The organism is Pseudomonas sp. LBUM1672, from assembly GCF_059695655.1.
The window spans coordinates 3,980,563-3,992,469 of record NZ_CP166781.1; the positions used below are offsets into that span (position 1 = coordinate 3,980,563).

The following is an 11,907-nucleotide window of genomic DNA, read 5'->3' on the forward strand; positions in this document are numbered from 1 at the left end:
CAGGAGTCAATAACATGAGCGTATTGCAGAAACTCAGCCAACACATCAGACAAAAAGGTTGGCGTGCCACCCTCAGTAAAATCTGGAAGCACTATGTGTTTTCGCACCAGGAACTGTTGTGGATGGAGCGCGATCTGGTCAGCCCGGTGCCGCCTTACAAACTCAGGCCCTACCCGCCGCTGCAAGTCGTCGCCATCACCCCGGAGAACGCCGTGGCCTTCACCCGTTACTTCGGTGACCGCGTAGACACCATGGCCGAACTCGCCCGCGAAGGTTACACCGGGCAGATGCACCTGGACGATAAGGGCGACGCAGTGGCCTTCATCTGGGGCGCGGCACGCAACTATCACGACAAGCACTATTACGGTTGCTGGTTCCCGGTGAAAGAAGGTGAATTCTTCGAATTCGGCGGCGAGCTGACCCGCGCGTATTGGGGCACCGCGCTGTCGATGGACCTGCAAACGGAGTTGTGGAAAGCCATGTTGGCCCAGGGTTGCCACACGGTGGTGGATGTCTGTGAGTTCCACAATACCCCTGCCCTCAAACTGCACATACGTACCGGATACCAGGAACAAGGGCGGATCATGAACGTCTACGAGCTGTTTGGCCGTTGGCGCTTCTACCGCGAAACCCATTACAGCGGCTCACGCCTGGATGCCTTGCGCAAACCGGCGCGTGAACCCGCCACAGCAGCGGTGACCTGACCCTATGGCAGCACGATTCGAATGGCGCACTTCGCTGTGCGCCGCTGACTTCCCGGAAACGGCTTATGAAGCGTTGCGTCTGCGCGTGACGGACCACACGCCGTTCAACACCCTGGCCTGGATGCGCGCGTCCGAACAGGCACTGACCACCGGGCAACGCTTGCACGTGTTGCTCGGCTGGCAGGGTCATGAGCTGGTCTTGTGTTTGCCGTTGGTGGCCTCTGTCGAACGTTTCGCCAGGCTGCCGTTTCGCGTGCTGCATCACCTTGGCTACCCCCTCGCCGACCGTCTCGCGCTTCTTGCGAAAACGGACTCGGAAAATATCCGCAAGGCACTGATCGAGATCCGTCGACAACTGCCTCATGCGCTGCTGCAACTCAACGAATTGACGGAACCGGTCGGCGAAGAAAGCGCGCTGACCGAGTGGATGAGCCACAGTTCGACCGGTGAACGACGCCTCAGCTGCCGGGTGCCGGTGCACGTGATCAGCGACGCGGACCACCAGGAAGTCTCGGGTGACCCGCGCTACAAACTGCGCCGCGCACGCAAACGCATTGCGGCGTGTGGCGCTGTCGTTCGGCGGATCACCCCCGATGCGTCGACCATGGGCCCGTTGTTGCAGGCCATCAGTGAAGTCGAAGCGGTCAGTTGGAAAGGCGATGAAGGCGTCGGGATTTTCGCCGACGAACGCCACCGACAATGGATGGACCGAGCCTTCACTGCCCTCGCCGAACAGGGGCTGGTGCGGGTCGTTGTGCTGGAACTGGACGGGCGCTGCATCAGTTACCGCCTCGGGTTGCTGGAACAGGGCCGGCTGTACGATTACAACCTGGCGTTCCTGCCGCAATATGCCGATCTGGGCAGCGGCCGGGTGCTGCTCGAAGAGTGGATTCGCTGGGGACTGGACGAGCACTGGCGCTGGATCGACGCCTCGCGGGTGAGCCTCGACAACTCCAGTCATCAACTGCACGAACGCATGACCGGGCAACTGGAACACTGGCGCTGGAGTTTCTATTCCTGGCGCCCCAGCGGCCTGGCGTTGGGCCTGGCCTTGAGACTCTGGCAGCGGCTCAAACCCTTGTTGCAGAAACGGCGAGCCAAACGTGAGGCAGCGGCTATTGCCGCCAAACCGAACCCCGTCGCCCCGGTGGTCAAAGCGGCTGCACCAACCGACACAAACAGGGAGATCGACCATGCCTCGCCAAGTCATAGTCAACGCTGACGATTTCGGTCTCAGCCCGTGCGAAAACGCGGTGATCCTCGGTGCTTTCCAGGCCGGGGTGATCAGCTCCGCCACGGCCATGGCTAATATGCCGGCCTTCGAAGCGGCGTGCGTCATGGCCCAGCATCCGTTGCTCAAGGACCGGATCGGCCTGCATTTCAACCTCACGTACGGGCGTCCGTTGAGCCAGTCGATCCTGGGTCGAACGAACTTCTGCGACAGCAACGGGGTATTCGATCTCAACCTGCCCCGCCACCGCTTCTGGCTAAGCCGCCGGGACCGCGATGCGGTGTTGGAGGAGCTCAAGGCGCAATGGCAACGCTGCGTGGACAACGGCGTACGGCCGAGCCACATCGACTCTCATCAGCATGTCCACAACATCTGGCCCATCGGTGAAATCGTCGCCCGCTTCGCCGCCAGCCAAGGTGTGCCCGTGCGCGTTGCGCGCAATCTGGGGCATAACTTGAGCTTGCCCAAGCGTGTGTTCAAGACCTTGCTGAATAATCGTTTGCAGAGCCTGGCGGGTGCGACCGCGGATTATATGTGTAATCCGATGGACCTGCGCAATGAGGTCATGCCGACCGACGGTCTGCTGGAAATCATGGCTCATCCGACTCAATTGGGCGCGGATTTCGGTGATGCCTACTTGCCCGCGGAAGAGTCGCTAACCCTTGTTCTAGAGCGGCACCTGCACGGTGTACCGCGGGTTTCCTACGGCGCTGCAAACCGCCATCTGGTGACGGGTGAAGCCGCCCTCGAATGAGTTACATAAGTTGCAACATATTCCGAGCTGGCGCTTTGATATGAACTTTCAAGCTTGATCTATACACAACAAAAGCGTTTCCACCCACACCCTGGCTTAGGCTAAGGAGAGCGTCATGAGCATCATCGAAAAGCTTCGCGAACGCATAAAACAAAAGGGCTTGAGCCGTACGTTCAACACGCTGTGGAAACGCTACGTGTTCTTCCACTGGGAGCTTTTATGGATGGAACGCGACCTGGTCAGCCCGGTACAGCCGCACAAACTGCGTCCCTATTCGGGCCTGCGCATGGTGACCATCACCCCGGAAAACGCCAGCGCTTTCGGCAAGCATTTTGGTGACCGCGTCGAGACCATGGCCGAACTCGCCACCGAGGGTCACACCGGGCACATGTATCTGGACGAAGAAGGCCACGCGGTTGCGTTCATCTGGGGCAGCATTCGCGACTACCACGACCGTCACTATTACGGCTGCTGGTTCCCGGTCAAACCGGGTGAGTTCTTCGAGTTCGGCGGCGAAATGTCCCGCCCCTACTTCGGCACCAGCCTGTCGGTGGATGCTCAGGTAGACCTCTGGGCGGCAATGGCGGCCAAGGGCTGCAACAAGGTGGTGGACGTCTGCGAAACCCACAACATCCCGGCGCTGAAGCTGCACATCCGCATGGGCTATCACGAACAAGGTCGCGTCACCCACGTCTACGGCCTGTTCGGCCGCTGGCGCTTCTACCGCGAAACCCGCTACACCGGCTCACGGCTTGATCCGCTGCGCAAACCGGGACGGCCAGTGGTGACGGGGGCGGCCAGCGCCTGATTTCTGATAGACAGACCGAGTTGCGGCCTTCGCGGGCAAGCCTCGCTCCTACAGGAGATTTCCGGTGCACACAGAGTTTGTGTACGGCGGGATTCAAAGGTGGGAGCTAGCCTGCTAGCGATGGCGGTGGGTCATTCAGCATTGATGTGACTGACAGATAGCTATCGCGAGCAGGCTCGCTTCCACAGGAGATTTCCGGTGCACACAGAGTTTGTGTACGCGAGATTCAAATGTGGGAGCTAGCCTGCTAGCGATGGCGGTGGGTCATTCAGCATTGATGTGCCTGAAAGATAACTATCGCGAGCAGGCTCGCTCCCACAGTGGATCTTCAGCGCACACGGCATTTGTGTTCGGCGGGATTCAAAGGTGGGAGCTAGCCTGCTAGCGATGGCGGTGGGTCATTCAGCATTGATGTGACTGACAGATAGCTATCGCGAGCAGGCTCGCTCCCACAGTGGATCTCCAGCGCACACGGCATTTGTGTTCGACGGAACTCAAATGTGGGAGCTAGCCTGCTAGCGATGGCGGTGGGTCATTCAGCATTGATGTGACTGACAGATAGCTATCGCGAGCAGGCTCGCTCCCACAGTGGATCTCCAGCGCACACGGCATTTGTGTTCGGCGGGATTCAAAGGTGGGAGCTAGCCTGCTAGCGATGGCGGTGGGTCATTCAGCATTGATGTGACTGACAGATAGCTATCGCGAGCAGGCTCGCTCCCACAGTGGATCTCCAGCGCACACGGCATTTGTGTACGGCGGGATTCAAAGGTGGGAGCTAGCCTGCTAGCGATGGCGGTGGGTCATTCAGCATTGATGTGACTGACAGATAGCTATCGCGAGCAGGCTCGCTCCCACAGTAGATCTTCAGCGCACGCAGATTTTGTGTTCGACGACGTTCCGATGTGGGAGCTAGCCTGCTAGCGATGGCCGCGACTGGGTCTCAGCGCTTCACCCCCACCCACGTAAAACACAACGGCAACTGCGCCGTCTGCTTTTCATACCGATCATAGACTTCCTCACGGTTGGAATGTGGGTATTCCTTGAAGTGGCTGACCTGCAGCCCCGCCGCGATGGCACCGGTGAAGATGGCGCCCAGGGTGTGGACGAACCAGTAGGACGACGCGGCTTGCTGGTCGACTTTGCCTTCGTAGACGATCGGCTGGTCCTGCACGAATGGCTCGCTGCGAAAGTACGAGCTGTCCAGGCGATAGGGATCGGCGGCCTCGGGGTCAAACATTTCCAGGAACGGATGGGTTTCGTACACCACCAACGCACCGCCGGGCTTGAGGGTCTGCGCGACATGGCGGAAGAATTCGCCGATGTCGGGCATCCAGTTCAAGACGCCAATGGTGATCAGCGCCACGTCGAAGCGGTCATGAAGTTCGGTCGGCAGATGATGAATGTCGGCCTCGATGAACTCGGGCTCATGCGGTGAGAGGCCAGCCAGTTCTCTCGCCTGATCGAGAAACGCCCCGGACTGATCGACGCCCACCACGCTGCGAGCCCCCAGCGCAAACAGCGAAAGACTTTCCCGCCCGTTGTTGCAGCCCAGTTGCACCACGTCTTTGCCATCGACGCCGACCTGCTCCAGCACACCGCGGAGTGTGTCATCGATGCAGGAAAAATCGCGATGACTGACCGCCTTCACCAGGGCCTGCCAATCGGGGGAATCTTTGTGGTGTCGGGCGGAATCGTTCCAGGCATCGCGGTTGCTGGCGATGGCGTTTTCCTTGGTCGGCATTTCCATTGCACACTCCAGGCGTCGGGGCTTTGTTGACCGGCACGAGTCTAGATCAGGGTTCTGAAAAACCCCATTGAGCGTTTGTTGGAATGTTGTAATCCGGGCATCACGAACGCGTGCCCGTACGGCAGCTATAGTTAATGGCCTTGGGGAAGTGCGGGAAAACCGATTTCGCAGGTGCTGCCATGAAAAAAACTGATCTGACGCTGTTGATCACCCTCAGCCTGACTGCCATCACCGGCGCCCAGGCGGACGACACTCTGACACCCACTACTGACTACAGCAGTGACTTCAATTATTACGGGGCCGACCAGCCCTTCGCCCACCCGGTGCCGCCCTCCCTGAGCACCGTACCGCCTGGGTCATACATCCCGACAGCCCCTCAGGATTTCATCCCGATCGCCAGCCAGCATGAGTTCCACGACTCTGTATTACCGACCATCGCGGATGCCTCAGTCCGGGTATTCATCCGCTCCTACGATCCGGTACGTGGCGTCTACGTCAACCAGGAAGTCCTCGACCCCACCTGCGTACTCGAATGCCTCATCCGCCAGGGGGCGACGTTGCAATAAACCTCACCACTGACGTTTGTCCGGGCGCGCGAGGCCAAGTTTCTCGATCCGGTAACGCAGCATGTCGCGGCTCAGGCCCAGCAACCGGGCGGACTTGGTGACGTTCCAGTCGGTCTTGTCGAGCATCTTGCGCACCATGTCGCGCTCGACTTCCGGCAGGTTCATCGACTCGGTGCCGTTGTAGGCCGGTCGCGGTTCGTGGTGCTGGGGTTCTTGCAGCACGATCGGATCGTCCACCAGGCTCAGGCACACGTTGAGTTGATGGACGGCAATCGTATCGCTCTGCGCCAATAGCACGGTTTGCTCGAGCATGTTACGCAGTTCGCGCACGTTGCCCGGCCAGCTGTAGCTGAGCAGCAAGTCTTCAGCCTGATCGCTGAAATGCAGATTCGGTTTGCCATAGCGTTTGCCATGGATCGCCAGGAAGTGCCGGGCCAGCAGCAGGATGTCGGCGCCGCGGGCATACAGGCGCGGAACCTTGATTGAGATAATCCTCAAGCGAAAGAACAGGTCTCGACGAAACTTGCCCTGTTGCACCATTTGTTCGAGGTTGCAGTTGGTCGCGCTGATCACCCGCAAATCGACTTTGCGCTCCTTCACCGAGCCGACCCGGCGAATGGTCCGGTCTTCCAGCAGCTTCAGCAGTTTGGCTTGCAGCAGCAGGTCCATTTCCCCGACTTCATCGAGAAACAGCGTGCCGCCATCGGCCGCTTCCACCAGGCCGACACGACGGTCCTTGGCGTCGGTGAACGCGCCCTTCTCGTGGCCGAACAGTTCCGACTCCACCAGATTGGACGGGATCGATGCGCAGTTGAATTCAATGAACGGGCCTTTGGCGCGCGGACCGTCGAAGTGCAGGGCCCGGGCCACCAGTTCCTTGCCGGTCCCGGTCTCGCCTTCCACCAGCACCGGCGGCAGGTCGGTGTTGGCCATGCGCCGCTCGGCGTCGAGCAACTGGGCGATGGTGTTTTTCAAGTATTGCATCGGAGCCGATTCGCCAATCAACGCCTGTACGCCTGACTTCTGCGCCTCGCGTTCCTGATAAAACGACAGCGTGCGCTCCATTCGATCAGTGGCCAGGGCCTTGTCCAGCAACAGTTTGAGCTCCGGCAAAGCCACCGGTTTGGTGACGTAATGGAAAGCGCCCTCTTTCATCGCCACCACGGCATCTTCGACATTGCCGTAGCCGGTCATCATGATCACTTTCAGATCCGGCGCGCTGATGCGCAGCTTCTGGATCAAGTCGTGGCCGCTCATGCCCGGCAGCGAGTTGTCGGTCAATACCACATCAGGGGTGAACGTACCCAGTTTATCCAACGCCTCTTCAGCCGAGTGGCAGACCGTCACCTCGAAGTCTTTGCGCTCCAGGTAGGTCTGAATATTCTCGGCCAGGAGTTCATCATCCTCGACCAGCAGTATGCTGTGCTCCATATTCCCCTCCCGTTGCCACTTTGAAATTGAGACAGACGCGGGTTCCTTCCTGCTCCTGGCTGGTCAGTTCGACCGAGCCTTCAAAACGCTCCATTATTCGTTTGACGAGGGCCAGGCCAACGCCCAGCCCTCCCTGTTTGGTGGTGAAAAACGGCTTGAAGACCATCTGTTGCTGCTGCTGGGTCATGCCTTTGCCGGTATCGCTCAGGGTCATCCGCACCTGACCGGACCTGGGGTGCTCAATATCGATACTGAGCAAGCCGCCCTTGGGCATGGCCTCAAGGGCATTGGCAAACAGGCTATTAAGAATCTGGGTGAGCAGCACTTGTTGGCTGACGACCGGTGGACAGGTCTGCGGCGTGAAGCGCACCTCCACGTTCGAACGTTTGATCAGGGCATCGAAAGCGCTGAGCGTGTCATCGATGGCCAGCACCAGGTCCACGGTTTCGAAGTCGTCGTTCATCGGCCGCAACGACACCAGCAACTCCCGGACCCAGCGCGACATGCGATCGACCTGGTTGATGATGTCGCCGATGTTTTTCTGCGCATTCTGGCTGGCGATGTCCTGGGCCAGTTCGGCGCTGGAGCGAATGTTCGCCAGCGGATTGCGCAAGCTGTGGGCGACCGCCGAGGACATTTCCCCCAAAGCGACAAAGGTCTCGTTAGTGATCAGCTGTTTCTGCTGGCTCTGCAGCAACTTGGACGCACGCTGCACGATCCAGAACAGCCCGAGGTAGATCACCAGACCGCCGAGCAAGGTCGCCAGCCAGATCGCCTTGAAGCCGCGCTGTATGCGCGCCACCAGATCCGTCGGTTCCTTGTAGATCTCGACCATGGCGATGACTTTGCTTTTGTCGGCATTGAACATCGGGATGTAGTTCTCGATGAACAGATACTCAGGCTCACGCAGCAGTATCTGTTCAGGACGCTCGTCGTCAACCTCGTGGTAGCTGGTGGACACCAGTTCCTTCATTTCAAAAGATTCGTCCAGTTCTTCATCCCCGTCGATGCGCATGCCGATCATCTGTGGATTGGTCGACCAGACCACCGTGCGATCCAGTGCGTACACCACCGCCAACAGCGTGTCCGGCAAGTGCTCGACATGATCGAGAAACTCTATGCGGGCCGCGGCACGGGAGTCGGGATTTACGTCGGGATAGGCGTTGTCATCGCGCGGATCGAGCATCTCGCCCATGGTTCTTTTGCGGGTGATGCCGGCATGGCGAATTTCCGCATCACCAATGGCCTGAATGAACTGCGCCGTCAGCATCGAATCGCGCTCGATGCTCTCATCGACGACAAAACGCGTGGACACATAACCCAACCCCAGCGCCACGGCAGCGATGATGAGAAAACTGCCCAAGGAAAACCAGCGCAGCAGATTGAACTGTCCGCGCCGGCTTTGTCCCCCTGTTGCCGGCGTGTCCGGCGCAGGAATCTTTTGTTGTTCCAGCGTCTGCATGGGAGTGTCCTGGCTAAGTGCATCAAGCCTTTTCAGCCGTGTCTCGGATCAGTGTAGGTCGCATTGATCGTGGTCGACGGCTTCACTGATAGTATTTCGCCGCTATTGCGACTGCGCCGCTTGCAGCGGTTGTTGGCGATCGGTTTCTTCCTGCAAAAACCCCATAATTGACTGCGCAGCGTTCTCATCCAGACGCAGATTGGGCATCGGGATCTTGTCAAAACGTTCAAACAACTCCATCGCGATCGGGTCCTTTTCCGCGAGCATGCGGTCCGGCTCGCGAATCCAGCGACTGAGCCATACCGGGTCGCGCTGGCGAGTCACGCCAATCAGGTCCGGGCCGATGCTGCGCAGGCCGATACCCTGCCCGTCCAGCGGACCCAGGCTGTGGCACGACGCGCAGCGAGTGCGAAACAGTTCTTCGCCAGTGCTTGGCGGGCGAATCTCGGGCGCATTGGCGTAACTTTCGCCAACACTGGCTTTCTTCCAGTTCTGCAAGGTGTTGGCCAACTGATCGGCGAGGATCCACGGGTTCTCGAACGGCGAGGCTTTCATCCAGCGACCGGTGCTCTGGTTGCCGACGATCAGGCTCAGGTTGTGGTCCTTGTTGCGTCCGTTGTCGACGCCTTCGATGAACAGGCCGAGTTTTTTTCGCAGATCGGTAACCGCTTCGAATTCACCGGTCAGGAACTTCCAGCCCGGCCCGACCTTGAAGCGTTGTGCGTAAGCCTTCAGCACCTCGGGCGTGTCGCTGAGCGGGTCGATGCTGATGGAGTAAAAGAAGACGTCCTGGCCGACCCGGTCGCCGAGCAATTTTTGCACCTGACGCAGGCGCGCGGTTTCCAGGGGGCAGGAGTCGCTGCACGTAGTAAATATGAAGTTGATCACCACCACCTTGTCCTTGATCAAGTCATCGAAGAACCGCACCTGCCGACCGTCCTGATCGGTCAGCAGGGTGTTTGGGAAGTAATCGCTGCCCCAGGGTGTCGCCGATTCCGTCGGCGACAGCACCCCTTCGTGAGCGAGCAGTACCTGAAGAGCCAACAGACAGGTGACCAGGACTAAAATCAGGTGCATGCCCAAGGCGCGGGAACGCGGCGTATGCACGGGTGTGTCGGCTCTGCTGCGCTTCATTTTTTCACCGCCACTTGTGGGCCGAAGCCATCACCATTGCGGAAGGTTGGCAGCGCGGCGGAGTTGACGTAGCTCATGCCATCCCGGCTTGGCGGATCCTGGGCGTCGGTGTTGATGCTGTCGTAACCGGCTAGCTGGATCGGCCAGCGATAGTCGTAATACTGCCCGTGGAAGAAAAAGGCGTTGGCATGGCTGGGGAACGGTTGAGCGCCAAACAGCGAGCTCGGCTTGCCATTGGTGGGGTAGTTGAAACGGGTCTGCACGGCAGGCGGCAGGATGTGGACGGAAGGTTCTGGCTGTCGCTCGTCATCGATCAGGCTTGCACGCAGCGTCGCGGGGCCGAGCGTCATTGTCAGGAGATCGCTCAAAGGTGTCGGGGGATCGAACCACTTGAAGGGACGCCGCGCGATTATGTCCATCACCAGCCGCCTCGAAGATTTGAAGGGGGTAGTGATGGATCTGCAAGGACCTCGCCATACCTGCAACAGCTTTATACAAAATCATTAATGCGTTAAAAAATAATCGCTTATCAAAAAAATTTGCCATGACTGGTAAAAACGATTGGGTCCTGACACCCGCTAGCGGGGAAAGTTCGCACCCATTTTCAGGGAATCCGCTTGAACGACAGACGGACACTCGTGCCCTCACCTTCACGACTGCCCAGGCTCACCGCGCCGCCAAAACGCTCCATGATCCGCTTCACCAACACCAGCCCGACACCCAGCCCGCCTTGCTTGGTGGTGAAGAATGGGCGGAACACCATCCGGCGTTGTTCTTCGTTCATGCCTTTGCCGGTGTCGTTCACGACCACGCAAATCCCCCGGGTATCGGTCGGCTCCAGGGTGATGGTCAGCGTGCCGCCCCGATCCATCGCTTCCACGGCATTGGCCAGCAGACTGTTGAGGATCTGCGTGAGCTGCACCTGTTGGCTCAGCACCATCGGCGTCTCCTGCGGCTCGAACACCACCGTCACCCCGGCCTTGGCAATCTGATGCTCGAAAGCCATGAGGCTGTCATGCAGGGCCGCCACCAGGTTCACCGGCTCGGCTTCGTCGTTGAGCGGGCGTAACGACTGCAACAATTCCCTGACCCACTTCGACATGCGGTCCACCTGACCAATGATGTCGTTGATGTTCTTGTGGGCCGGGCCAGTGTCGAACTCCAAGGCCAGTTCGGCACTGGAGCGGATGGTCGCCAACGGGTTGCGCAGGCTGTGGGCAACCGCCGATGACATCTCCCCGAGCGCCACGAACGTTTCGTTGGTGATCAGTTGTTTTTGCTGGGTCGCCAGCAAATTCGCTGCCCGTCGCACGATCCAGTACAGCCCCAGATAAATCAGTCCGCCGCCCAGGGCCGTGGCCAGCCAGATCAGCACCAGGCCACGCTCCATGCGGTCGATCAGGTCCCTGGGCTCCTTGTAGATCTCGACCATCGCCGTCACGGTATTGCCGTCGGCATCGAACAAAGGAATGTAGTTCTCGATAAAGATGTAGTCCGGTGGCGTGACGAACTTTTGCTCCATGCGGCTTTTGTCGACGCTGTGATAACTGGCCGACACCGGGGTCTTGGAAGAGAAGGCCTGGTCGAGGTCTTCGTCAGCATGGATCGTGGTGCCCATCAGCGCCGGGTTGGTGGACCAGATCACCATGCGGTCCGGGGCATAAATGTTGGCCAGGATCACGTCGGGCAAATGCTCGATATGGTCGAGGAATTCCCCACGGGCACTGGCCCGGGCCATGGGGTCTACGTCGGGAAAGTCCTTGTCTTTACGCGGGTCAAGCAGCTCGCCCATGGTCCGCACGTTGGGGATCGAGACATGGCGCACCTCGGCCGAGGCAATCGCCTGAATGAACTGGGACGTGAGCAACGCATCGCGCTGCACGCTTTCGGTAATCACGAAGCGCGTCGACACCGCACCCAGCGCCACGGCCACCGTGCCGATCACCGCCATGCTGATAAGCGAGAACCAGCGCAGCAGATTGAACGGCTGTTTGCGCGAGCTCAAGTGGACATCGCCCTCTTCTTTCTGGAGGGCTGTGGTCTGACTGGTCATGGACGTTGTTCCCCGAA

The 11,907-nt window shown here is 59.3% G+C and carries 11 protein-coding genes; 5 read left to right on the forward strand and 6 right to left on the reverse strand.

What is annotated here, in order from left to right:
* Positions 1–14: 14 nt before the first annotated feature.
* The 4 genes from ACA053_RS18130 to ACA053_RS18145 all read left to right on the forward strand — a co-directional run bounded on the left by ACA053_RS18130 (position 15) and on the right by ACA053_RS18145 (position 3,497).
* Entirely contained in the window at positions 15–704 is a 690-nt protein-coding gene (locus ACA053_RS18130) for an N-acetyltransferase (RefSeq protein WP_497393316.1), read from the forward strand.
* A gap of 4 nt (positions 705–708) precedes the next feature.
* Entirely contained in the window at positions 709–1,926 is a 1,218-nt protein-coding gene (locus tag ACA053_RS18135; RefSeq protein WP_497312166.1) for a GNAT family N-acetyltransferase, read from the forward strand.
* Positions 1,898–2,689 carry a ChbG/HpnK family deacetylase gene (locus ACA053_RS18140; protein WP_497312168.1) on the forward strand — a complete coding sequence of 264 codons (792 nt, stop codon included), beginning with the start codon at positions 1,898–1,900 and terminating at the stop codon, positions 2,687–2,689. The genes ACA053_RS18135 and ACA053_RS18140 overlap by 29 nt, the downstream gene beginning before the upstream one ends.
* A gap of 115 nt (positions 2,690–2,804) precedes the next feature.
* On the forward strand, positions 2,805–3,497 hold the full coding sequence (locus ACA053_RS18145; protein WP_497312170.1) for an N-acetyltransferase: 693 nt from the start codon (positions 2,805–2,807) through the stop codon (positions 3,495–3,497).
* A 940-nt stretch (positions 3,498–4,437) separates the two neighbouring features.
* On the opposite strand, the gene ACA053_RS18150 is transcribed toward ACA053_RS18145, so the two are convergent.
* Entirely contained in the window at positions 4,438–5,244 is an 807-nt protein-coding gene (locus tag ACA053_RS18150) for a class I SAM-dependent methyltransferase (protein ID WP_497393317.1), read from the reverse strand.
* Positions 5,245–5,423: 179 nt separating this feature from the next.
* Here ACA053_RS18150 and ACA053_RS18155 point away from each other — a divergent pair, with 179 nt between their 5' ends.
* Complete coding sequence (locus ACA053_RS18155) at positions 5,424–5,810, forward strand: hypothetical protein (protein WP_497393318.1); 387 nt, start codon at positions 5,424–5,426, stop codon at positions 5,808–5,810.
* 3 nt (positions 5,811–5,813) lie between these two features.
* Here ACA053_RS18155 and ACA053_RS18160 read toward each other — a convergent pair whose 3' ends face one another.
* The 5 genes from ACA053_RS18160 to ACA053_RS18180 all read right to left on the reverse strand — a co-directional run bounded on the left by ACA053_RS18160 (position 5,814) and on the right by ACA053_RS18180 (position 11,890).
* Positions 5,814–7,241, reverse strand: a complete 1,428-nt coding sequence (locus ACA053_RS18160) for a sigma-54-dependent transcriptional regulator (protein ID WP_109632913.1) — start codon at positions 7,239–7,241, stop codon at positions 5,814–5,816.
* Positions 7,210–8,703: a sensor histidine kinase gene (locus ACA053_RS18165; RefSeq protein ID WP_497393320.1), complete on the reverse strand. Its 1,494-nt coding sequence runs from the start codon at positions 8,701–8,703 to the stop codon at positions 7,210–7,212. Before ACA053_RS18165 ends, ACA053_RS18160 begins: the two co-directional genes overlap by 32 nt.
* A gap of 102 nt (positions 8,704–8,805) precedes the next feature.
* On the reverse strand, positions 8,806–9,837 hold the full coding sequence (locus tag ACA053_RS18170) for an SCO family protein (RefSeq protein ID WP_497393321.1): 1,032 nt from the start codon (positions 9,835–9,837) through the stop codon (positions 8,806–8,808).
* Entirely contained in the window at positions 9,834–10,187 is a 354-nt protein-coding gene (locus tag ACA053_RS18175; protein WP_497396261.1) for a hypothetical protein, read from the reverse strand. The genes ACA053_RS18170 and ACA053_RS18175 overlap by 4 nt, the downstream gene beginning before the upstream one ends.
* 254 nt (positions 10,188–10,441) lie before the next feature.
* Positions 10,442–11,890 (reverse strand): sensor histidine kinase, encoded by a 1,449-nt coding sequence (locus tag ACA053_RS18180; protein WP_109632921.1) that lies wholly within the window; start codon positions 11,888–11,890, stop codon positions 10,442–10,444.
* Positions 11,891–11,907: the final 17 nt, after the last annotated feature.